The sequence below is a fragment of the Paenibacillus algorifonticola genome, assembly GCF_000971975.1.
GTDB classification, from domain to species: Bacteria; Bacillota; Bacilli; order Paenibacillales; family Paenibacillaceae; genus Pristimantibacillus; species Pristimantibacillus algorifonticola.
In genome coordinates this window covers 114,854-138,312 of record NZ_LAQO01000018.1, presented here as the reverse complement: position 1 = coordinate 138,312, position 23,459 = coordinate 114,854, and the positions used below count along the sequence as shown (strand labels likewise).

Annotated in this window: 19 protein-coding genes; 16 read left to right on the top strand and 3 right to left on the bottom strand. The window is 50.1% G+C overall.

What is annotated here, in order from left to right; genetic code table 11:
* Nucleotides 1-167: 167 nt before the first annotated feature.
* Nucleotides 168-887, bottom strand: a complete 720-nt coding sequence (locus WH37_RS22570) for a response regulator transcription factor (RefSeq protein WP_046232897.1) — start codon at nucleotides 885-887, stop codon at nucleotides 168-170.
* Between the two features lie 283 nt (nucleotides 888-1,170).
* On the opposite strand from WH37_RS22570, the gene WH37_RS22565 reads away from it, so the two are divergent.
* The 16 genes from WH37_RS22565 to WH37_RS22490 all read left to right on the top strand — a co-directional run bounded on the left by WH37_RS22565 (nucleotide 1,171) and on the right by WH37_RS22490 (nucleotide 22,203).
* Entirely contained in the window at nucleotides 1,171-2,361 is a 1,191-nt protein-coding gene (locus WH37_RS22565; protein WP_052737154.1) for an ABC transporter substrate-binding protein, read from the top strand.
* 33 nt (nucleotides 2,362-2,394) lie between these two features.
* Nucleotides 2,395-3,354: an NHLP bacteriocin system secretion protein gene (locus WH37_RS22560; protein ID WP_046232896.1), complete on the top strand. Its 960-nt coding sequence runs from the start codon at nucleotides 2,395-2,397 to the stop codon at nucleotides 3,352-3,354.
* 141 nt (nucleotides 3,355-3,495) lie between these two features.
* On the top strand, nucleotides 3,496-5,652 hold the full coding sequence (locus WH37_RS22555) for an NHLP family bacteriocin export ABC transporter peptidase/permease/ATPase subunit (RefSeq protein WP_074904902.1): 2,157 nt from the start codon (nucleotides 3,496-3,498) through the stop codon (nucleotides 5,650-5,652).
* 26 nt (nucleotides 5,653-5,678) lie between these two features.
* Nucleotides 5,679-8,597, top strand: coding sequence for an NHLP bacteriocin export ABC transporter permease/ATPase subunit (locus WH37_RS22550; protein ID WP_052737153.1), 2,919 nt, complete (start codon nucleotides 5,679-5,681; stop codon nucleotides 8,595-8,597).
* A 100-nt stretch (nucleotides 8,598-8,697) separates the two neighbouring features.
* Nucleotides 8,698-9,075: a hypothetical protein gene (locus WH37_RS22545; protein WP_046232895.1), complete on the top strand. Its 378-nt coding sequence runs from the start codon at nucleotides 8,698-8,700 to the stop codon at nucleotides 9,073-9,075.
* 110 nt (nucleotides 9,076-9,185) lie between these two features.
* A complete protein-coding gene (locus tag WH37_RS22540) occupies nucleotides 9,186-9,569 on the top strand; it encodes a hypothetical protein (RefSeq protein ID WP_046232894.1) in 384 nt (127 codons plus the stop codon).
* Nucleotides 9,570-9,727: 158 nt separating this feature from the next.
* On the top strand, nucleotides 9,728-10,996 hold the full coding sequence (locus WH37_RS22535) for a dicarboxylate/amino acid:cation symporter (RefSeq protein ID WP_046232893.1): 1,269 nt from the start codon (nucleotides 9,728-9,730) through the stop codon (nucleotides 10,994-10,996).
* Nucleotides 10,983-11,873 (top strand): GNAT family N-acetyltransferase, encoded by an 891-nt coding sequence (locus WH37_RS22530; RefSeq protein ID WP_046232892.1) that lies wholly within the window; start codon nucleotides 10,983-10,985, stop codon nucleotides 11,871-11,873. The genes WH37_RS22535 and WH37_RS22530 overlap by 14 nt, the downstream gene beginning before the upstream one ends.
* Before the next feature lie 18 nt (nucleotides 11,874-11,891).
* Nucleotides 11,892-14,354 carry a beta-ketoacyl-[acyl-carrier-protein] synthase family protein gene (locus WH37_RS22525; protein ID WP_046232891.1) on the top strand — a complete coding sequence of 821 codons (2,463 nt, stop codon included), beginning with the start codon at nucleotides 11,892-11,894 and terminating at the stop codon, nucleotides 14,352-14,354.
* 67 nt (nucleotides 14,355-14,421) lie between these two features.
* Nucleotides 14,422-14,727 (top strand): phosphopantetheine-binding protein, encoded by a 306-nt coding sequence (locus WH37_RS22520; protein ID WP_052737152.1) that lies wholly within the window; start codon nucleotides 14,422-14,424, stop codon nucleotides 14,725-14,727.
* A complete protein-coding gene (locus WH37_RS22515; RefSeq protein ID WP_046232890.1) occupies nucleotides 14,724-15,467 on the top strand; it encodes an SDR family oxidoreductase in 744 nt (247 codons plus the stop codon). Before WH37_RS22520 ends, WH37_RS22515 begins: the two co-directional genes overlap by 4 nt.
* Nucleotides 15,468-15,493: 26 nt before the next feature.
* Nucleotides 15,494-16,228, top strand: coding sequence for an SDR family oxidoreductase (locus WH37_RS22510; RefSeq protein ID WP_046232889.1), 735 nt, complete (start codon nucleotides 15,494-15,496; stop codon nucleotides 16,226-16,228).
* A 48-nt stretch (nucleotides 16,229-16,276) separates the two neighbouring features.
* On the top strand, nucleotides 16,277-16,498 hold the full coding sequence (locus WH37_RS22505) for a hypothetical protein (protein ID WP_046232888.1): 222 nt from the start codon (nucleotides 16,277-16,279) through the stop codon (nucleotides 16,496-16,498).
* On the top strand, nucleotides 16,495-17,487 hold the full coding sequence (locus WH37_RS22500) for an ABC transporter substrate-binding protein (RefSeq protein ID WP_052737151.1): 993 nt from the start codon (nucleotides 16,495-16,497) through the stop codon (nucleotides 17,485-17,487). The genes WH37_RS22505 and WH37_RS22500 overlap by 4 nt, the downstream gene beginning before the upstream one ends.
* A 188-nt stretch (nucleotides 17,488-17,675) precedes the next feature.
* A complete protein-coding gene (locus WH37_RS22495; protein WP_046232887.1) occupies nucleotides 17,676-21,029 on the top strand; it encodes an ATP-binding protein in 3,354 nt (1,117 codons plus the stop codon).
* A gap of 193 nt (nucleotides 21,030-21,222) precedes the next feature.
* Nucleotides 21,223-22,203 carry a cell wall hydrolase gene (locus WH37_RS22490; protein WP_046232886.1) on the top strand — a complete coding sequence of 327 codons (981 nt, stop codon included), beginning with the start codon at nucleotides 21,223-21,225 and terminating at the stop codon, nucleotides 22,201-22,203.
* A gap of 67 nt (nucleotides 22,204-22,270) precedes the next feature.
* Here WH37_RS22490 and WH37_RS22485 read toward each other — a convergent pair whose 3' ends face one another.
* Together WH37_RS22485 and WH37_RS22480 are read right to left on the bottom strand one after the other, a co-directional pair.
* On the bottom strand, nucleotides 22,271-22,942 hold the full coding sequence (locus WH37_RS22485) for a zf-HC2 domain-containing protein (RefSeq protein WP_046232885.1): 672 nt from the start codon (nucleotides 22,940-22,942) through the stop codon (nucleotides 22,271-22,273).
* A complete protein-coding gene (locus tag WH37_RS22480) occupies nucleotides 22,942-23,448 on the bottom strand; it encodes an RNA polymerase sigma factor (protein ID WP_074904904.1) in 507 nt (168 codons plus the stop codon). The genes WH37_RS22485 and WH37_RS22480 overlap by 1 nt, the downstream gene beginning before the upstream one ends.
* Between the last annotated feature and the right edge of the window lie 11 nt (nucleotides 23,449-23,459).

The window sequence follows — 23,459 nt, the reverse complement described above, 5'->3', positions numbered from 1 at the left end:
CGATATACGAGGAGGAGCGCCGCAACATTAAATCCTATACATGGGATAGGTTTGATGCACGCTCCCTATGCTTGCCTCGTGGAAAGACCGCTTTCCCAAAGACCTCTCCAATTATTGCTACATCAATTCTGTTCGCGGCATAAAAGTAAATGCTGCGGCAGCCCCGTTTAGTCTATGAATTCGGCAGGCTTGTCATTAAATTTATAGCCGACGCCGCGGATCGTGCGGATATAATGCGGCTTTGCCGGATTCTTCTCCAATTTTTTTCGCAAATTATAAATATGTACCATGACCGTATGGGTATCTCCCATATGGACATCATCCCAGAGCAGCGAAAATAGCTGCTCGTTTTTGTATACCCGGTTTGGATTTTTAGCGAGATGAAACAGCAGCTTGAACTCCTTGGCCGATAGGGAAACGGGTTTGTTGTCCACAAGCACAAGGTGGGTGGCGGGATCAATGAGCAATTGATCAAATTTTAACGTTTTATCGGTTTCCTCTTCGTGTTTATGCAGCAAATTGCTTCTTCGAATATGCGCCTTCACTCTGGCGATCAGCTCAATCGGACTAAACGGCTTCGAAATGAAGTCATCCCCTCCAAGGCCAAGCCCCAGCACTTTATCAATATCCTCGTCCTTGCAGCTGACGAACAAAATCGGCACATTGCTCGTTTTTCGAATTTCGCTGCAAATTTGAAAACCGTCCATGCCCGGCAGCAGTACATCCAGCAGCACCAGATCAGGAGCATGCTCCTGCGCCGCTTTAAGTGCATCGACGCCATTGTAGGCCGACAGCGTATGAAACCCTTCCCTTTTCAGAGACATGGTCAGCAATTCATTGATTTCTTGGTCATCATCCACAATCAAAATCGTATTTTTAGAAGACATATGATATCCATTCTCCTTATGAATAGCTTGCTGGCAGCGAGCGAGTAGACTTCTCTTCTCTAGCAGCGGCATACCCTGCCGAAAGTCTCAAAAACATCCTGCCTCAAGTATCGCATGTTCGCCAAAATAAGTCGATTGGATAAATCAGATTTTAAATGAAATTGAGGTTATCTTGACTTTGAATTGATGGTTTAACATTTTAGGCTATTTTATAATGTAGGGGCAGTAGGACTTGATAGGTATAAAGGTTTAGTAAGGTTTAGTTCTGAAGGGAGATAGCCTAGTGAATGTTATTGGGGGAATACGCCGGAAGGGGCTGTTATGGAAAATCGCACTGCTCGGAATCGCGCTAACGATAAGCGGATGCGCTTCGGCCTCGGGACCCGATCAGGCTCGTGAGCGGGCGCTTAGCAGCTCGACCGGCGAGGTGGTCATTGGAGCGGTATGGCCATTTGAGCAGCAGAACGATCAATTCCATGAAGGGCTTCAATTGGCGCTTGAGCAAATCAATCAGAAGGGCGTTCTGGGCGGGAAGAAAATCAAGCTGATGGAAATGGATGATGAAGCCTCTACGACAAAAGGTATGGCGATTGCGCAGCAATTTGCGGATAATCCTGCTGTCAGTGCGGTCATCGGCCATCGTGGTTCTTCCGTAACGGTACCGGCGTCACGCATTTATGCGCATGCAGGCATCGTGCTGCTGACGCCGGCATCGACATCACCGAAGCTGACTGATGTGAACAGCTCTTATATTTTCCGCAATATTCCTAATGATAATCAGCTTGGACAGGCGCTTGCCATGTACGCAGGAGGAACGAAGCACCGGAATATAGCGATTTATTATACGGATGACGAGTATGGAAGAGGGCTGGCGAATGCTTTTGAAGATCAGGCATCCCAGTCGGAACTTCGAGTCGTTGACCGTCTATCAGGCTATAAGGATACGGCTGATATTTTGCGTATTGTCGATAAGTGGAAGACGCTTGATAGCGATCTCATCATGGTAGCCACGAGGGCAAGCGAAGGAATCGCCTTCGTAAAAGCCATTCGCGCAGCTGGCATGGCTATTCCCGTTATTGGCGGGGATGCGCTGGATTCTGCGGAATTTGCCAAAGCGGGCGAAGCGGTAGAAGGAACGATTGTTGCTTCGGTTTACCATGAGCTTGGAGCATCTGAAATCAATCAAAGCTTCCGGCAGCAGTACATCGACAAATATGGGAAAGAGCCGGGCAAATGGGCTGCACAGGCTTACGATTCGCTCAAGCTGCTCGCTGACGGTATCGAGAAAGCGGGCTCCCGCAGCCCGCAAGCGATAGCTGCCGCTTTATCCGAGCTGAAGAGCTGGGAAGGGGTCACGGGCCAGCATTCCTTCGATGCCCAGGGCGACGTTCAGGGAATGAGCATCGTTATGAAAAAGCTGGAATCAGGAACCTTCAAGCGTCTGGATGAGGTGCTCATTCCGAATTCGTTGTAAGGCAATGTTAGGCTTCAACATAGGGAGGTAGCGATGAATAATCATGTTTTTCGTAAGGTAGCGGTTGAGCGGCTGTCTTCCCCGGAGCAGCTCGACAATTTGGTTCGGGTCACCTCGCCTCGTGGCTGGCTTATGCTGACGGGTGTAGGCTTGCTCATTGTCGCCGCCTTGTATTGGGGGATTTTCGGTACGATGACCGTCAAAGCGGATGGGCCGGGTGTACTCATTCGCCCAGGCGGACTAAAAACGGTTCATGCCTCTGCCGCAGGAGCGATGTCCGATATTCGCGTCGTTGAAAATGACACGGTGAAGCAGGGTGAGGTCATCGGCCGGATGGAGCAGCCGGAGCTGCTGGAGCAGATTAAGCAGACTAAGCTCGCCATAACGAACCTTGAAGGGGCAGCGCCTAAAGATAGGGCGGGCCGCGTAGCGGAGCTTAAAAACCTGAAGCAGCAGTTGGATCAGCAGTTGCTCGGCTATGAATACAGCACAAGGGTGATAAGTCCGTACACGGGCAAAGTGAAAGAGGTTTTGGTGAAGACGGGCAATTACATTGGTGATGGCTCCGATATTATCCGGCTGGAAACGTACGGCGTGCAGACGGATGAATTGATTGCCGTGCTGTATGTGCCGGTCAGTCAGGGCAGGCAGCTGCTTCCGGGCATGGAGGTACGTGTTTCGCCAGGCTCCATTAACCGCGAAGAGTTTGGCTCGCTGGTTGGGCAGGTCGTTTCGGTATCCGAGTTTCCAGTAACGGTGCAGGGAATGATGTCTACGCTGGGCAATGAAGGTCTTGTACAGCAAATGGCGTCGCAGGGCGTATCGCTTGAAATTCGCGTCAATCTCTCCCCTAACTCCGAGATGGCAAGCGGCTACAGCTGGACGACGGAGCAAGGCCCGCCCGTTCGGCTAAACAGCGGCATGATGGTCGATGGTTCCATCACCGTCAGCTCACAGCGCCCGATTGCGACCGTTATTCCATATTTTAAATAAAAAAAGCGTGGTGAAAAAGGCGAAGTGCAATGAAAAGGTTGGGCTGGAGAAACGCGAGGTGTTCGCTTTTAGATCGGAAGCCCAATCTTTTCATGCAGCGCAGCCTCTTTTTCACCAAGCTGAGCGGAGGAGAGCGGATTCGTGGCCTCAAAAAGAGTAAAGACGCCAACCGTATTGCAAATGGAGGCCGTAGAGTGCGGAGCGGCTTCACTGGCTATCGTGCTCGCTTATTACAAGAGCTTCATTCCGCTTGAGGAGCTGCGGATTGCCTGCGGTGTCTCCCGGGATGGAAGCAAGGCCAGCAATGTGCTCAAGGCAGCTCGCCAATACGGCATGGAAGCGAAAGGTTATCGCAAAAATCCGGAAGATTTAAAAGCGATGGAATGGCCGCTGATCATCCACTGGAATTTCAATCATTTCCTCGTGCTGGAGGGCATCCATAAAGATCGTGTGTTTTTGAATGATCCGGTCACAGGTCCCCGTGAAATCACATTCGAGGAGTTTGACCAGTCCTTTACTGGCGTTGCCATTGCGATTAAGCCATCCCCCACGTATGTCCGTCAAGGGAAAGCGCCGAGTGTGCTCAGCTCGCTGTCCAGCCGAATCAAAGGGTCGGAAAAAGCGCTCATCTTCGCCATTTTGGCTGGATTATTTCTCGTTCTGCCGGGATTGGTTATTCCGGTGTTCAGTAAAGTATTTATCGACCAGGTGCTGCTGGGCAATTTGAAAAATTGGCTGTTCCCGCTGCTTATCGGAATGGGGCTGACCGCTTTGCTTCGGGCGTTTCTGACGTGGCTGCAGCGCTATTACTTGCTCAGGCTGGAAATGAAGCTTGCTCTAAGCTCATCCAGCCGTTTTTTCTGGCATGTGCTGCGGCTGCCGATTGAGTTTTTCTCCCAGCGGTTTAGTGGAGATATTGCGGCAAGGGTCGCCATTAACGACCGTGTCGCCCAGCTGCTTTCCGGACAGCTTGCTGTAGCGGCGCTCAACTGCGTCATGATCGTGTTTTATTTGCTGCTGATGCTGCAGTACAGCGTAGCATTGACGGGCATCGCGGTCGGGGCTTCGCTGCTTAATCTTGTATTCATGCGGTTTATTACGCGCAAGCGCAACGATCAAAATTTGCGTCTGCTGCAGGAGGCCGGCAAGATGCAAGGCGTGTCCATGAATGGACTTCAAGTGATTGAGACGCTGAAATCGAACAGCTCTGAGGCGGATTTTTTCGTCAAATGGTCGGGCTACCAGGCGAAGCTGCTCAATTCCACCCAGCAATTCGGGGTATCAAACCAGTTTCTAATGGCCGTTCCTGCTTTGCTGACGAGTCTGAGCGCTGTTGCGATTTTGTTTCTCGGCGGCTTTCAGGTCATGGACGGGGCGCTGACCATCGGCTCGCTGGTCGCCTTCCAAAGTCTTGCCGCAAGCTTCAGCCAGCCTGTCAACGAAATGGTTGCACTGGCCGGCTCTATTCAGGAAGCGGGAGGAAGCATGAAGCGGCTGGATGATGTGCTGCAATATCCGATTGATAGACAAATGCAGCAAAATCCGGAGCAGGCTTCTGAATCGGCCGATACGGCGAAGCTATCGGGGCAAATTGAAATTAGCAATTTGACGTATGGCTACAGCAAGCTGGAAGGCCCGCTGATTGAGCGGTTTAATTTATCGATTCAGCCGGGCATGAAGGTCGCTCTCGTCGGAGGCTCCGGCAGTGGAAAATCGACGATTGCGAAGCTGATTGCCGGCATTTACGAGCCATGGGACGGTGATATCCGCTTCGACGGCTTGAAGCGCGATGAAATTTCCCGCAATCGGATGGGCAATTCACTTGCCGTTGTCGATCAGGACATTGTGCTGCTGGAAGGAACGATCAAAGAAAATATTACATTTTGGGATTCTACGATACCAGAAACCGATGTTGTCAGGGCCGCGAAGGATGCGGTAATCCATGATCATATTGCGGAGCGCAGCGGCGGCTATGAGCATATGATTTCGGAAAATGGCGGCAATTTCAGCGGGGGGCAGCGCCAACGTCTGGAAATTGCGAGGGCGCTGGCTGGCAATCCATCAATTCTTATTTTGGATGAGGCGACAAGCGCACTAGATCCGGCAACGGAGAAAAAGGTAGACGATAGTCTGAGACGTAGAGGCTTGACCTGTATTACGGTGGCCCATCGACTCAGCACCATTCGGGATGCGGATGAAATTGTTGTGCTGGAGCGCGGGAAAATCATTGAACGGGGCACACATACTTCTCTCATGGAACGAAATGGCTATTATACCCGTCTCATTCAAAATCAATAGACAATCGTGTAGAAGGAGGTGGAAAAGTGACTGAAGCCGTACAATTCAACCTGCATTCATTTTTTGAAAGTTACGGTACTTGCCATGAGGTGGAAGGCAATAGACCGATTCTAATGACCGATCAAAATGATGTATGGTATGTCGATTCCGGTTATGTGGATATTTTCGCTGTCACCCTTGAGCTTGAAAAGGGAGGGACGAGAAACAAACGGCGCTATTTATTCAGTCTGGAGGAAGGGGCTCTCTTATTCGGTTTTGAGGATTATGCAGGGGTAGAGAAAGCGGGCTTGCTGCTGACAGCATCTGTGGGCACGAAGGTATTCCAAATGAACCGGGATGTGTTTATGAGCCGCAGGGCGGAATACAGGCTGAGCGACGAGAAGCTTGCCCCTTTGATTGATCAATGGGTAGGCTGCTGGTCTGCGGCGCTGAGTGTACGTAATGCCCCTCCTGAGTTTGAGCTGCTGGAGCAAAGCGAGCATCTTGAGCTGGCACCAGATCAAACCTGGCGATCTTTGCAAACGGTATGGGTTAAAATACGTGGCGGTGTCGTCTACTGGGTGTCTGAGCATCCGATTACGGCGGAGGAGCCCTATTACATACCTGTGACCTCCTCCAGCTGGCTGGAAACGAAGCAGGCTGCCGAGCTCGAATTGCGGAGCACGCTCTATTGGCTGCAAAATGATCAGCAGCTGCAAGGTATTTATGCGTTTCATCAATTAATCGCAAGCCGTTTGGCTGTTCTATTGACCAAGGAACGGCTGCAGGAGCATGAACGCTTGCTTAGGCGAACCGAACACGACGATTCGCTAATGGATCATGCGCTCAAGCGATTGCTTGCCGTTACAGGGCCGGAGGATCAGCGAGCTGTTACTTTCCATTCAACCGATCCGCTATTTATGGCCTGCCGCGTCGTCGGCGAATATGCCAGCATCGTCATTAAACCTGTAGGCAGAAAGCTTAAGAAGCAGTCGCAGCGTTCGCCTATTCAGGAAATGGCCGAAGCTTCTGGCGTCCGCTCCCGCAAGGTCGTGCTCAAAGGGGAATGGTGGAAGGAGGATAATGGGCCGCTGGTCGCTTTCATGGAACTATCCCGCGAGCCCGTTGCCCTGATTCCGGCTTCTGCGGGCTCCTACACGTGGGAAAATCCGCTTAGTGGCGAAAAAGGCCTCGTTCATGCCGAAATGGCGGCAGGCATCGAGCCGATGGCTTATATGTTTTATCGGACCTTTCCAGCTCGAGCACTCGGTGTAAAAGATATTTTGCAGTTTGGCACGCATCATTCGATCCGGCGGGATCTCATCATGGTTCTGCTCATGGGTGCGTTAGCGGGCTTGCTCGGCATTATGCTGCCGGTTGCTACCGGCATTTTGGTAGATACGATTATTCCTGAATCGTATCGTGGGCCGCTCGTCCAGATGGCGCTGATTCTCGTCTCCGCCGTCCTGTCGATTGCCTTGTTCCGCCTAGCGGGATCGCTCGCCTCCATGCGAATGGAGGGCCGGGTAGAAAGCTCCGTTCAGGCGGCAATTTGGGATCGGCTGCTGAATTTGCCGGTGTCCTTTTTCCGCAACTATACGGCTGGCGATTTGGCTTCGAGAGCGAGCAGTATTAATACGATCAGGCAGCTTTTATCAGGGGCGGTTCTAGGCTCGCTGCTGACGGGTGTATTTTCCATTTTTCAATATGCCTTGTTGTTCCGCTACAGCCCTAGTCTTGCTTTAGTGGCCGGAGGTCTTGTACTCATTTCCATGTCGTTTACGGTCGGCATTGGCTTGCTGCAAATTCGTTACCAGCGCAGGCTGCTGGATATTCAAGGACGCATTTCCGGTACGGTGCTCCAGCTGCTGAACGGCATTAGCAAATTCCGCATGGCAGCGGCGGAAAACCGCGCTTTCTTTTTATGGGCAAGGGCGTTTGCGGAGCAAAAGAAACTGTCCTTCAAGGTCAGAATGCTGGATAACTACTCCAGCGTGTTTCAATCCTTTTTTCCCTTGGTCACTTCCATGGTGCTGTTTTATTTGGTCGTTTCCAGCAATTCCGCGTTGTCGGCGGGACAATTTATCGCTTTCTTCTCCGCCTTCTCCAGCTTTCTAATGGCGATGCTGGCGATGGCTTCCGCGCTGCTGTCGGTCGTGCATATCGTGCCGCTGTATGAGCGGGCTAAACCGATTTTAAAGACGCTGCCCGAAATGCATGATCAGCTCGAAGATCCGGGCGAAGTAAGCGGGGCGATTGAAATTCGGCATATCCAGTTTCGTTACGCTGAGGATCAGCCGCTCGTGCTGAATGATCTGTCGATGAATATTAAAGCGGGGCAGTATGTCGCTTTCGTCGGCGCATCTGGCTGCGGCAAGTCCACGCTTATGCGGCTATTGCTTGGTTTTGAGCAGCCTCAGAGCGGCTCGGTTTATTTTGATGGGCAGGATTTGCGCTCGCTTGATGTGGGGCTGCTGAGGAGCCAGTTTGGCGTCGTTTTGCAAAACAGCAAGCTGATGTCTGGCGATATTTTCACCAATATTATTGGCACCTCCGATTTGACGCTTCAGGACGCCTGGGAAGCAGCGGAGATGGCGGGCTTTGATGAGGATATCCGCAGCATGCCGATGGCGATGCATACGGTTATATCCGAAGGCGGCGGCACGCTTTCCGGTGGGCAGCGCCAGCGCTTAATGATTGCGAGAGCGATTGCCAAACGGCCGAAAATTCTCTTTTTTGACGAAGCTACGAGCGCGCTGGATAACCGGACGCAAAGCATCGTCAGCCAAAGCTTGACCAAATTGCAGGTGACGAGAATCGTCATTGCCCATCGTTTAAGTACGATTACGCAGGCTGATCACATTTATGTGTTTGATAAAGGGCGGATTATTCAGTCCGGCACATATGAGGAGCTGCTGCAGCAGCGCGGCCTGTTCGCCGAGCTTGCCAGCCGCCAATTGGCGTAACAATTGAACTAAAATTGAATGAAAGTTGAAGGCAGATTGAAGCTGGGCTTTTATTCTAATAGATGTAATAACAAATGGATAGTATGGGAGGAATTTAATCATGAGTTGGACGCATGAGCAGTTTAATGAAACGGTACACGCCGTCATTGCGAAAGCGAATTCGGATGCGGCATTTCGCGCGCTTGCAGTAAGCGATATTTATGCAGCCATCAAAGCGGCAACCGGGCATGAGGTGCCGCAACAATTTAAAATCAATATCGTAGACGCAACAGGCTATCACAGCACAATCGTATTGCCAGAAGTGCGCGATGCAGCAGACGAGCTGACAGAAACGGAACTTGAATCCGTTGCTGGCGGCAGCAAAGCAGCAGTCTCAGAGGGGATAACTCCGATCATCGATCCATCCTTTCATAATGAAACAATGCCGGTTGGACCAATCACTTCATTTCCTGTGAATGGCGGCATCATCACGAAATAATGGGCGCAACATTTGAACTAAAATTGAATTAGAGTTGAGAGCAGATTGAAGCGGGGCTGTTATTCTAATACCTGTAAGAAACAAAACTACATTATTGGAGGAATTAGAACATGAGTTGGAATGAACAGCAAGTTAAGGATACGGTAAATGCAGTAATCACGAAAGCGAATTCGGATGCAGAGTTTCGCGCGCTTGCAGTAAGCGATATTTATGCAGCCATTAAAGCAGCAACAGGACATGAGGTTCCGCAAGAATTTAAAATCAATATCGTCGATGCAACAGGCTACCACAGCACAATCGTATTGCCAGAAGTACGCGGTGCGGCTGACGAGCTGACAGAAACAGAACTCGAATCCGTTGCTGGCGGCAGCAAATCGGGAGCTAATGATTTCTTTAATGGCGTAGGCTCGATTGCCGAAAACGCAGCGAATACAGCCATTCGTGTTGGCGAAAATATCGGTAATGCAACAGCTGACCAAATCAGAAATACTTAATTTTATTCTACTTAAATAAGCGTTGCATTGGAGTGATATCCGCCGTTCAGGCGTGATGTCGCTCCAAATTTATAGAGAAGCGATGAGAGGGACAGCGTTTGGCGAGTGATTGCCAGTGGAAGCTGCTTTGTCGCAATGCCTAACAAGAGGGTGCTTGTGTGTCAGTTGTATCCGTTTCTTCATTTAAATGGATCAAATCTTTCTGGATGATTATGCTGTGCATGGTGTCAGGTATAGCTACTGGCCTGTATGCGCCGGGCATCGCTCATTCTGTAGCGGATTTCGGCGATCTTTATTTATCCTTTCTGAAAATGTGTGTCATTCCGATTATGATGACCGCGATTATTTCCAGCATTGGCAGCTTATTCATCAAAAGCGGCGCAATGAAAACGATCGGACGCATGTGCTTGGTCTATGCCGCTGCCCTCGTCATTTCCGGCGTATTCGGGCTGGTATTTGGGGAAATTGGACATCCGGGGTCAGGCTTGCCCGATCAATCGAAGCAGGTGCTGGGTGCGATTGTCAATGACTCCAGTACAAATGGAGTGCCAGTGGAAGAGGAGAAATCGCAAGGCATTTTGCTGTTTTTGCTCGACATGATACCGTCCAATATTTTTACAGCACTGATGGAAAACAATACGCTGCAAATTTTATTTTTCTCCGTAATCGTCGGAGTGGCCGTCGGCATGATGCGAACGAGACAAGGGGAAGATGTGCTGCAGCTGGCGGACGTTTTGTTCCGTGCTTTTCAAAAGGCGATTTCCTGGTCCATGTACGCGCTGCCGTTTGCTTTATTTTGCATGATGGCTGGACAATTTGCCACTTTGAACTTGGACATTTTGCCTGCGATGCTGAAGCTGATTATGATGTTTTATCTCGTTAGTTTCGTTTTAATTATCGTTTCCGTCGTCGTATTATCGTTGCAATTGCGCCAGCCTTTAAGGGTGGTCATCGGCGCTTTAAAGGAGTCGCTAATTTTAGCGTTTGGTACGCGAAACAGCATTGCTACCGTTCCATCCTGTATGCATGCTTTAAGCAAAGAGCTGCAGCTGCAGTCGCATGCGATTCAACTGGTTGTACCGATTGGCATGATTATGTGCCGTTACAGCATGGTGCTTGTCTATACGCTAGGCATTGCGTTTACCGCTCAATTGTATGAATACGATTTTACGATTATGCAGTGGTTGCTGGTGCTGGTCGGGGCTGTATTGACTTCTATCGCAGGGGCTGGTTCTCCGGGCGTCGTATCGATTGGCATGATTGCCATTATAGCAGGGATGCTGAAGCTTCCGGCCGAAGTGACGATCATTTTATTGCTGGCGATCAACCCGATTATCGATCCCATTATTACGGCAGCCAATGTTTCGATTAATTGCGCAACGGCTTCACTTCTGTCAGCCAGAAAGGAACCTCATGTACAAGATTAAGAGATTAACGCCTGCTGACAGATTGAAATACAAGCCGCTCATGTTTCAGTGGCTTTATTTGCAATTGGAGCAGAGTATCAGGAGCGGCCAGGGGCAAAGCCGCTTTATGTTGATTGGGGCGGAAGTGGCAGATACTCCGGTTGGTTTGGCTGTGCTGGAGCTGCGTGAGGGGGCAGGAGCGCGGCATGCGATGCTGCAATGCCTGTTCGTCGCAAAACCATGGCGCAGGAAGGGAATCGCCTCCTCCATGCTGAGCGAAGTGCGAAGCCTATGCCTTGAGAAGCAAATCCATAGCCTTGAAGTTTATTATTATTCCGGAAAGTCCTCCACAGAAGCGATAGAAGCGTGGCTGCAAAAAGAAGGCTGGACACAGCCATTATGTGAAGCGGTTGTTTTCCATATCAATAGCGATATCTCCCGCGCAAGCTGGCTGCGGGAACGGCCTTTGCCAAGCGGCCTAGAGCTGTTTTTATGGGCGGATAAGAAGGAACAGGAGCTTAAACAATCTATTGAAGCGGCAGCAGCTGTTTTTCCAGATTTCCTGTCGCCGTTCAAAACCTTTGCGCCTTTGGAGCCTAGCAACAGCCTTGGACTATTGTCGGAGCAGGGGATTCAGGGCTGGACGATGACGTACCGGCTGACCGAGGATACGATATTGTACGATGCGGTATACATTTCACCGGAATATCAGCAGATAGGCTTAGCTTTCTATATGCTGGCCAGGTCGATCCGCCTTCAATTGGAAGCGGGCATTCCCTACGGCATTTTTACGGTGAACCGAGGAACCCCGGTCATGATGAAGCTCGCGCAGCAATGGCTTGCACCTTATTCATGGAAGACGAGCGAGAAACGGATTTGTTATTTGTCATTGAAGTAGGGATTTGGGGGAATGAACATGAAGGACAGTGAACGTGCCCATCGTATAGCAGTAACGGGTATAGGAGTTTTGTGCGCGCTCGGCAATGAGCCGCAGATCGTCTTTGAGCGAATGTTCGCGTCAGAGACAGGGATTGGGACAGTTACCCGCTTTAAGACGGATGCGTTGTTAAGCTCGCTTGCAGGACAATTGGACGAAGCGTGGCGGGACGCAGCACTCGCAAATACCGCAGAACAGTCAATGGATTGGTGTGCGCGGTATGCGATTGCGGCTGCCAAGCAGGCGCTGCATAGCAGCGGCCTTGCTATAGTACAAGGAGATGCCGCTGCGCAGGCAGATGTAGTGAATGCAGTGAATGCAGTGAATGCAGTGAATGCAGTGAATGCAGTGAATGTCGCTGCTACTGCTGCTGTGCTCCAGATCCCGGCCTCAAGGATTGGGCTGTCGCTTGGAACGTGCAACGGCGGCATATTATCGCTGGAGCAGCAATGGGATTTGTCGGCACTGGATGAGGAGAATACAGCTAATTATCCGTTTTATCAGCAGGGGGATGATACTGCGCGGCTGCTAGGCGTGCAGGGACCGGTGGCGACGTTAAATACGGCATGTGCCGCTAGTGGTAATGCAATCGGCTATGCCAGCGACATGATTCGCTGGGGATATGCCGATGTCATGCTCGCAGGCGGTTCTGATCCGCTGTCGCATAGTGTATATGCCGGATTTAATGTACTCCGGGCGCTTAATCCGCTGCTATCCTCGCCGTTCGGCAGCCGCTTTGGCCTTAATCTGGGCGAAGGCGCGGCATTTGTCGTGCTGGAACGGCTCGATGCCGCCGTTCAGCGCGGGGCGACCATCTATGCGGAGCTATGTGCATATGGGCTGAGCAATGATGCCCATCATATGACGGCGCCGCATCCGGAAGGCGCAGGGATGCAGCGGGCGGTGGATATGGCCCTGAGCCTTGCGCAGGTTGCCAAACAGGATATTGAATACGTGAACGCGCACGGCACCGGAACGCAGGCGAATGACCGCGCTGAAATTAGCGGTTTGAAACGCAGCTTTGGCGAGCAGCTGACCATTCCGGTCAGCTCAAGCAAAGCGTATTTTGGGCACAGCCTGGGAACCGCTGCTGCGCTGGAGCTTGTGACCTCGCTTTATGCGATCAAGCAGGGTTATGTGCCGGCGACGCTGCATTTTGACACTCCGCGCGAAGGCTGCGAAGAGGCGGATATTATTCAGCACAGCATGCGCCCGATGCGTCCGAAATATATCGTCAGCAATAATGCCGCCTTTGGCGGACACAACGTTTCATTAGTGCTGCGGACGGACTTGAGCGAAGCAGCGACGCCGCATAGGGAAAGTCTGGCAGAGCACGCCAAGCGGCGCGTTGTCATTACTGGGCTTGGTGCTGTTGGCGGCGGTCAAATTCATAAGGGCGGCATCGTGAATTGGCTTGCAGAGCAGGCCTCCTCGAAAGCCTCCGGCGTTTCCTCCTTTTCCTTGAAGGAATATGACAAAAGCAAATATGAGCGCAGAATGAATCAGCTGTCGCAAAATACGATTGGAGCAGCACTTGCTGCACTGGAGGATGCACAAATAACCGAGGTGGAGAAGGAAGAGCTCGGCTTTATTTTTGGCACAGCCCGAGGCAGTACGGACAGCATTTCTCAATACTTGGAGTCGGTGTTTGTGAAAGGGCCGGAATATGCGAGCAGCATTTATTTTCCCCATACCGTTATTAATTCAATTGCCGGGCAGACAGCGGAAAAGCTGAAGCTTCTGGGCTTCAACAGCTCATTCAGCACAGGAGGCAATGAGGGTCTAACCGCTGCGCTGTATGCAGCAGGCAAAATCCGCGAGCGTACATTATCCTCCTGCCTCATTGGAGCGGGAGATGAATGCTCGGCGCTGTCGAGAGACATTGACCGTGCCAAAGGGCTGCAGGCAAGCCGCTTTCGCATGGTGGAGGGCAGCGTTTGTATGGTGCTTTGTGATCGGGAGCAAGCCGTGCAAAGGCAGTCCAGCATTTATGCGGAATTAAGCGGCTTTGGCACCGCATTTGGAACAGCAGCAAATAGTCCCCAGCAGGAAGCGACGCTTTGCCGAGCGGTAGCGGATGCATTAAATGAAGCGGGAATTGGCATGGCGCAGCTTGACTTGATTTTGCTGAATACGGTCGGCAGGCCTGGTGAAACAGAGGGCGAGCGCCGAGCTCTATCCTCTATGGCCGCAGTCGATCAGATGCCGCCAATCCTTAGCTTCAATGAATACGCCGGCTTCGGCGAATCCTACAGCTCAATGCTGCATCTTGCTGCGGCTGCGGAGCTTGTGAGCGGTGTAGCCGCAAGTGAAATGGCAAGCGGCGCATATGCCCAGCTGGGTGTGCCGCAGCAAACGGCTCAGCTTCAGCATGTTTTGGCGGTAAGCTCGACGGTCAACGGCAGCTATTCGGCGGCAGTTGTAAGCGCATGGAACGATTGACAGGCGCTTGCACGCGGCAGCCATTTTCAAAACAAAAACAGGTTGATACCCTAGGAGGCGCATACGTATGGGCGTAGAGCAGATTTTAGATATGGATACCATTAAGCAGACAATCAAACAAAAGCTGCTAATTGACAGGCTAAAGCTTGAGGATATAACAGCGGAGGAAATTACGGACGATCTGATTTTATTCGGTGAAGGGCTGGGCCTGGATTCGGTAGAAGCGTTCGAGGTGATGGTGGGCATGGAGGAATTGTACGGGGTGATGGTGGAGCAAATTCCGGCAGATGAATTAAAAATTCATTTGAAAAATGTCCAGTCCATTGCCGAGCTGATTATGGCAAGCCAGCAGAAGGGAACCGAGGGGCTATGACCTTTCGTGATCACGTCATTTTGATTACTGGCGTAACACGAGGCATTGGCCGGGCCATCGCCCTGCGATTCATTGCAGAAGGAGCTGTCGTTGCCGGCATTTATGTGCGGGATGACGAGGCGGCGGAGCAGCTGCGGGGCACCGCTGAGGAAGCTGGCGGACGGATTATTTTATACAAAGGCTCTGTCAGCGATCATGGTTTTGTAGCTAATGTGATGAAAGACCTATTCGAAACGTATGGCCGTCTGGATGTGTTGGTCAACAATGCAGGACGTACGAATGATCAAATGGCGCTATTTATGGAAGAGCAGCAGTGGAATGAGGTGCTGGACACGAATTTTATCGGTACCTGCTGCTGCTCGCAGGAGGCGGTCAGTTATATGCTGCGTCAAGGGAGGGGAGCCATTATTAATATGGTGTCCGTCAGCGGCATTTACGGCCGCGAAGCCCAGACGAACTACGCGGCTTCCAAAGGCGCGATTATGGGCCTAACGAAGCTGTATGCCCGGCTTTATGCCTCGCAAAGCATTCAAGTTAGCGCCATTGCGCCAGGCATGATTGAAACCGAAATGGCCCAAAGCGTGCCAGCAGAGAAAATGGCCGATTTTTTAAAGCACACGGCAGCCGGGAGGCTCGGTTCAGCTGAGGAGGTAGCCGATGCGGTTATGTATTTGGCGGGGCCTCTGGCTAGTTATCACGCAGGTCAAACGTTGAAAATAGATGGCGGCTTTTTGCGTTAAGCTTGATTGGAATAGGAGGGGAAACAATGATGAAAACCGCATTTTTGCATCATGCCGAAACGGCTTCGGGCACAGCGACAGCGTTGTATTTGCTGCAGCGGGGCATTCGGGTTACGGCGAGCTTCATGGTGCCTGAGCAGGCGGAGCAGTTCAGGGCAGATTTGCCGCCGCAATGGCAGGAACAAATTCAAACGATCGTTGCGCCAGACGTGCAAATGAAAGCAGTCGAGTCGCTGATAACGGGCAGTGCCGAGCAGATGCAAGGGCTTGACCTGTATATTCATGGTCAGGATTGGGTGGACGAGCTGGAGGCGTTGAAGCATGATCCTGCCGAGTTCGCCCTGAAGAGCTATAGCCTTCTAAGTGAGCTGTTTTTGTACAGCCGGGCGGCAGGGAGCGTGATGGCGCGCAAGCAGCGGGGTCAGATCATCGTGCCGATGCTGGCAGATTCGCTGCATTACGACGGCTTTCCTTCATCCCCGGTATATAACCAGGGAGCGCTCGCTTTTGTCAAAAGCTTCGCCAAGGAGCTGTCACCGTTCCGCGTCAGTGTAAATGCGCTGACATTTGGGTATTTTCGAATGGAGAAAAAAGCGGCCTCTGGACGAAATAACCGCAAGCCGTTTGATATTTATGCATTAAAACCGCCGGTGCCGGAATTGGAGGAGCTCGCCCACGGGCTCGGCCTGCTTCTTGATTACGGTCATGGCATGAGCGGTCAAAATACGACATGGGGTTACGGTATTCAGTCTGTTCTCTAGCAGGGCGTGAGGACGCGGCTTAAGGTAACCTTTGAAAGAGGCGGGGCAATGGGGTACCAGCAGGCTGAGAACGATCAGAAAAAGGAAAATGGGCAGGCAGATGAGCTGTTGGAAGAGGAGCTGGAAGAGGTTGTTGGCGGCTTGGCGACCGTCTCTATTCCGCGCTGCAAGCTTTGCCATGTTCGTATCGCTGTGTATGACATGACCGTATGCGCAGTATGCTTTCGCAAAACTCAAGTTTCGCATGGAGGGGAGGATGGCCAGCAATGATCGGCAAATACGATCGCTTGGCCTTCTGCTTGTTTTTGGTGTTGGTAATAGGCATTATTACGGCATCATGTGCAAGCATGTCACAACAGGCCTATCAATTGGCGTCAGAAAAGCAAGCTCATGCAGCAAGCCCAGCCGCTTCCGGCACACTTCCCGTAAGTTCTGCCGCTCCGGCTGCTAAAGCGGAAGTGGAGGAGAATGGTGCAAGTAAAACGGAGCTCCCAGTTTATACAGAGGAGCAATTAAAGGCTTACCCGGAGGATATCCGGGACATTTTGAGCAGAGGCAAGCTGCGGGTAGCGCTTTATCAGGAGGACCGCTATCCGTTTTTTTATGTGGATGATCAGGGGGTGCTGCGCGGAAGCGATGTTGAGCTTGCAAACGATATCGCTCTTAAGCTTGGCGTACAAGCCGAATTTATCCGTACAGCGGCATCCTTTAATGAAGTCATTAATCAAGTATCTACCGGAGAGGTGGATATCGGGGTTTCCAAGCTGAGCATCACATTGGAACGGGCGAAGCGGGTGTTATTTTCCGATGCCTATTTGAATTTGAAACAAGCGCTGCTGATTAACCGTTTACAGCTTGCAGCGATTACTGAAAAAGGCGATGGTGCTGATCCCCTTACCCTCATTCAAGGACGAGGAGAACGGATTGGCATTGTGGCGGGCACCTCTTATGCGGGCTTTGCGCGTGAGCTTTTTCCGAATCAAAATCAGGTGGGCTATCCAAACTCGGCTCAGCTGTTTGATGGTGTGCGGCAAGGGGATGTGCTAGCTGCCGTTTATGATGCTTTTGAAATTTCCCGTTATTTGAAAAAATATCCGTCGTATTCGCTCCAGCTGCAATTCGTGCAATTGGACGATCACGATGATGATATCGCCATTGCCGTCGCTCCGCAGCGCTATCATCTCCACCAGTGGATGAATACTTATCTCCATATGGAGCAGAAGGAAATTCAAAAACGGCTTGAAAACTTTGATAATTAAGCGTAAACGACTGTCGCCGTCCTCTGACGGCAAAGCTATCGTTTCGCGTTGAAATATAAGCCCATTATAAGTATGAAACTTATAAATTCTTATATTTTAAAAAAATGATATGTTATGATGCATAGGCGGATGCTATTGCTCCGGCAATTTTATTTTGTAAAAAAGGGGTAATCATCGGTGAAGCTTCCATGAAGAAACGTGTGCCTTTCCTCTATTATTTCGTTCCGATAGCGCTAGCTTCATTTATATTCATTATACTGATGACTTTTAATTCTGCTCTGGATAAGGATAAGCCCGAAGCCAGCAGGGGGAAGCTGTCGATCACCGCACGGGATCAGATTGCTGGCAATGGCAGCTCGCTGGACGGCGAATGGGAATTTTACTGGAATCAGCTGCTGGAGCCTGATGATTTTACAGCGGGGAGCGCTGGCAAGTCCGGCTACATAAAAGTGCCCAGCTCATGGAGCAAGCATGGAGCTGACGGACAAAAGTACACAAGCAAGGGCTACGCCACCTATCATCTTGTCGTACAATTGCCGCAGACGGACACCGAGCTGGGCCTTGTTGCTAAAGGAATAACGTCTGCCCACCGCATTTGGATCAATGGGAAGCTCGTTTCCGAAAGTGGAATCGTAGGCCGAAGCGAGACGGAGGCGATACCTTATATGGTGCCGTCACTGCTTCGATTGGAAGTAGGGCAAACGCAGGCAGACATTGTCATTCAAGTGTCTAACTACACCCAGCGAAAAGCAGGTTTATTTGCTTCTCTAACTTTGGGGGAATACGACAGCCTGGATCAGTATATGAAAAAGAAGCTCGTGTTCGAGAGTATGTTAATTGGCTGCATGCTCATTATGGGGCTCTACCACATCGTTTTATTTATCCTCTTGCGTAAAAATTGGGAATCTTTATTTTTTGGCCTTATTTGTGTTTTGCTGGCTATGAAAAACAGCTCCCAATCCCAATACACGTTATCCGTCTTATTTCAAAGCCTAAACGATAATGTTTTAGTTAAAATTGAATATTTGGGCTTTCTCGGGAGCGCCCCGCTATTTGTGCTGTTTTTCTATTACAGCTTTCCGGGCCAAGTGACAAAACGGATGCGCAATATGTTGTGGATTCCGGGCGGGCTGCTTACCTTGTTTATTATTGTGACGCCGGTTCAAGTGTTTACGAAGCTGGCGATTGTCATGCAGGTATATGCGATTGTGATTGGATTTGTACTCATTCAGTATGTATTTAAAGCTGCCATTAGCAGGCTGTCAGGTGCAAATTTGATGCTGACGGGCACCGTCGTCTTCTTCATAACGGTCGTCAACGATATTTTGATGAGCAATGACACGATTAGAACCGGCATCTATTTTCCATATGGGCTGCTGTTTTTAATTATTTGTTTATCCATTATTGTGTCGATCAAATTTTCCAATGCCATTAAAACGAATGAGCGCTTATCCGCCCGCCTGCTCGATCTGGATAAGGTGAAGGATGAGTTTTTGGCGAACACCTCTCATGAGCTCCGCACGCCGCTGAACGGTATTATTGGGCTGGCGCAGTCGCTGCTGTACAGCATGCATGACCGGATGGAAGACAGCCAGCGTGTGCATTTGAACATGATTGTATCGAGCGGGCAGCGCATGTCCTATTTAATTAATGATATATTGGATTATGCTCTATTAAATAATAATGATATGCGCCTCCATATTGCGAAAATCGATTTGCATCAGCTTGCGCAGGTTGTGCTGACCGTCGTCAAGCCGCTGGTGACCGGCAGAAATTTAGTGCTGATCAATCAAATCGGTACGGATTTTCCGCCGATCTTTGCCGATGAAAACCGAATGCAGCAAATTTTGTTTAATTTGATAGGCAATGCGATCAAGTATACGCCTTCCGGGCATGTGACGGTAAGTGCGCAGCATTTCCGCGACCATGTGGAAATTCACGTAGAGGATACTGGCATCGGCATAGCGGAAGACAAGTTTGAAATGATTTTCAACCCGTTTGAGAAGCTTGAATCGATTGACGATACGGGAACAGGACTTGGCCTTAAAATCACGAAGCAGCTCGTCGAATTGCATGGCGGGGAAATTACGGTATGGTCGAAGGTGGGGCAGGGCTCCTTGTTCAGCTTTACGATTCGTCATCAATCGGTGAATGGTTCGGCTGGATCGCTGCCGGAGCAGACGAAGGTGGGCAGACAGGCGCTCATGGCTGATAAGAAGCCACAAGCTGCTGAATCGATGGCAGCAGCCTCCTACGCTCCAATAGGGGATAGAAGCGGTGCAGAGCTGTCTGTGCAGCGCCCCTATCGCGTGCTCATTGTGGACGATGAACCGGTGAATTTGCAAGTGGTCATTCAACAGCTGGCACCGCTGCCATGCGTATTCGAGACAGCCACTAGCGGCGCTGAGGTGTTAGCGCGCATGGATGAGCTGCATGAGGTGGATTTGGTTATTGCCGATTTGATGATGGCAGGCATGTCCGGTTATGAGCTATGCGGTCTGATTAGAGAAAAGTACAATTTAATTGAGCTGCCCATATTGATTATGACAGCAAGCAGCAGGGATCATACGATTAAGGCCTGCTTCAGTGCTGGAGCAAATGATTATATTTCGAAGCCGATTGGACGCAATGAGCTCGTGAGCCGAGTCCGTACGCTGCTGCTGTTAAAAAGGTCCGTTCAGGAAGTGAGCCTGAATGCGCAGCAGCTTGCAGAGTTAAACGAGCAGCTTTCCGAGCTGAACACCAATCTGGAATATCGCATTCATGAGCGAACGGTGGAATTGGAGCGGAAAAATAAAGATTTAAGCCGACTGGAGCTTTCCCGCAGGCGGCTGCTCAGCGATATTTCCCATGAGCTTCGCACGCCGATGACGGCGATTCAAGGCTATGTGGAAGCGATAGTTTCTGGACTAGTGGAGCAGGAAGCGGATAAAAAAAGATATTTGCAGATGGTTTTGGTCAAAGCGCTTGGCTTAAACCGTTTAATACACGATTTATTCGAGCTGTCGCGGCTGGAGTCGGGCAAATCCGAAATGATCTTCCTAATGATGACGCTCCAGGAGCTGATTGCCAAAATCGAGGATAAATTTATGCTTGATGTCGTACGCGCCGGGCTGCATTATGATTTTCAGCTGGCATTTGATTCAGCTAAACTGTCCGAATACCATGTGGTTGTTGATATGGACCGAATTACGCAAGTGCTGACCAACCTGGTGTTCAATGCCATTCAGCATACAGGGGCGGAAGGCCAAATACGCATTCATTGTGCGATTGAAGAATGGGAAGGCGATGACGGTTCCATCGGCCAGCTCACCATACGTGTTCAGGATAATGGAGCAGGCATTCAGGAGGAGTCGCTCCCGTTTGTATTTGACCGCTTCTTTCGGGAGAAGCACGATCGGCAGGCGGTTCAGGGGAGCGGAATCGGCCTTGCGATTGCCAAAGAAATCGTCCAATATCATGAGGGGAAAATTCATGTGGAGAGTGCGCTGGGAGTAGGAAGCACCTTCTATTTCACGCTTCCGCTGTATGTTTTTGAGTAGAGGGTGGAACAAGCCTTTTATTAATTCTGTGAAAATGTTAATCCTACAGCCCTAATTAGCTGTGTTATAATTTTGCCCAGAGAAAGATTGCTGGGAGATTGCTCCAGCTAGGGCGTATTTTAGATGAGGCGCTGCGACGGTTTGCTGACATCGCTTCAAGTGAAATACGACCACAATATTCTGGGAGGTACGTATGATTAGAGAGAGCAGGCCGGTTAAACGGCTAATATTCGCTATGGTTTTGGGAATGCTTCTGCTATGCATCGGGCCCTTGGCAAGCGTTTCGGCAGCTGATGAAGCGAAGATTAAACTCGACAGCAAGCAAGTATTGCTGAATGATTCTACGTTTATACTTGATGGAAGATTGTATGTGCCAGTAGCCCGCATCGCTGAACTGTTCAGTGCAAATTCGAGCTGGGATAGTGACAATGAGGAAGTAACGATAATTACGGCTTTAAATGATAAAATCGTACTCGGAGACGGAGTGCCCGTTGTCTATTTCAACGATGAGCGCTACGTGATGGATGCGGCACCTGTTTTGACTGAAGGCAGACTGTATGCATCCCTGCGCCAGCTAGCGGAAATGCTGCATGCCGATTTGCAAGTGAATGCGGGGTCAGGCGATATTGAGCTCGCTACAGTGAAGCCTGCTGTAGTAACGGACAAATACGGACTAGACGAGATTAGCAAGGAAACGAGCAGCAGCAAGTCGGAGCTGCTTAAGCGCAACGGGCTGGATAGCAAGGCGAAGCTTAAAGCGGGTACGAAGCTTAAAGTGATTATTCCTTCGATTTTCGATCACGCTGCTGACCCATTCACAGAAGCGGACTTGACGCTGCTTGCCAAGATTACAATGGTTGAATCAGGGTATGAGTCGTATCAAGGGCAGCTTGCCTTGGCGAACGTCATATTGAACAGAGTGAAGGATTCCCGTTTTCCGAACACGATTCGTGAAGTGATTTATTCCGGGAGACAATTCCCGCCAGCCCACAATGGCCTCCTTGACAAAAGCAAGCCAAATGCAGGCTCCCTGCGCGCAGCTAAGGAAGCGCTGAACGGCAAAAACAATGTGCAAAATGCAGTCTACTTCTTTAACCCCAATGTGTCCCAAGGCGCGTTCTGGGACAGTCTGGAAGTCATTACGACGATCGGCAATCATAGCTTCGCAAAATAGGAAAGACACATATAGAGAAGTCCGTTATGGCGTATTGAGCCGTAACGGACTTTTTTGCTGTAAGAACCTAGAAATCAGGCTTTGGATTCGTACGTTCATAGGCAGCTTCTTGCTCGGCGGTTGCTTTAGGAATATTCATGCCTTTTTCCCAAATGACGAGACGGTCGCTGTCGTCCTTGCCTTGGTAGTAAATGATTGTTTTTTCTTGAGTGGGGTCGGGGCTGTCCAGTGTAGACCAATATTCTGGCAATTTCTCAGGTTTCTTGTCCTGTTCAGAGAAAAAACGCCTGCGCTCATAGATTCTGTGTACTTCTCTATTTGTATCGACTAGCGAGCCGACGTTGCTTAAATAGCCATTCACATGGGCCGTAATTCGGAAATGAATGGAGCCATCCTTCATTTGATAGACATCGCTGATGGTGACATCACTGCTGGCTATAGGAAATTTCCTCGTGCCGAAAAAATAGAAGGCTGCCAGCAAAATGCTGACGGCGATACAAACGCTGATACCAGCTACGATCCATTGTCTTCGTTTGATTTTTTTTAGAAAATTGATCTGTTTCTGTGGGGCTGCCTGAAAGCCCTCTGTCTCAGTCATCATGCTGTCCAGTACCTGCCTACAATCGCTGCAAGAAGCTAGATGCTCTTGGATTGCTTCATTGGTACCTTCGCTTGTCAGCCCTTCGATATAGTTGGGCAGCAAATCCTGCACAATATGGCAATTTAGTTGTTGTCCCATTATACGCTTCCTTTCATCATTTTTTGCTTGCCGCGGTAAAAGGTTACTCTGGCCCAAGCTTCGCTTTTCCCCAAAATCTCTCCGATCTCGGCAAAGGTTAATTCGCCGGAAAGCCGCAAGTACATAACCTCTTTCGTCGTTTCATCCAATTGATGCAGCATACGAAACAAGGAAAGCTTATCTTCCTTATGTAAAATATCTGCTTCGACCTGCTGCCCCATAGAAATAGGAATATCACATGCATCCAAGGAAACGGATGGCATCTTTTTGTTTTTATTAAGCTCCCTATACCGCGCGCGCTTAGCGATTTGGCATAACCAGACAGACATTTTACAATTACCGCGAAAGTTATGGATGCCCTTCATCGCTTGATAGAACGTCTCCTGCGTTAGCTCCTCCGACAAATCGGCATTTTGCGTTAAGCTGTACAAATATTTATAAACCGTTTGCGCATACGTATTACTAAAATAGTCTGGATTTTTATTGGAAACAGCTTTAAAATAGATTTATAAAATGA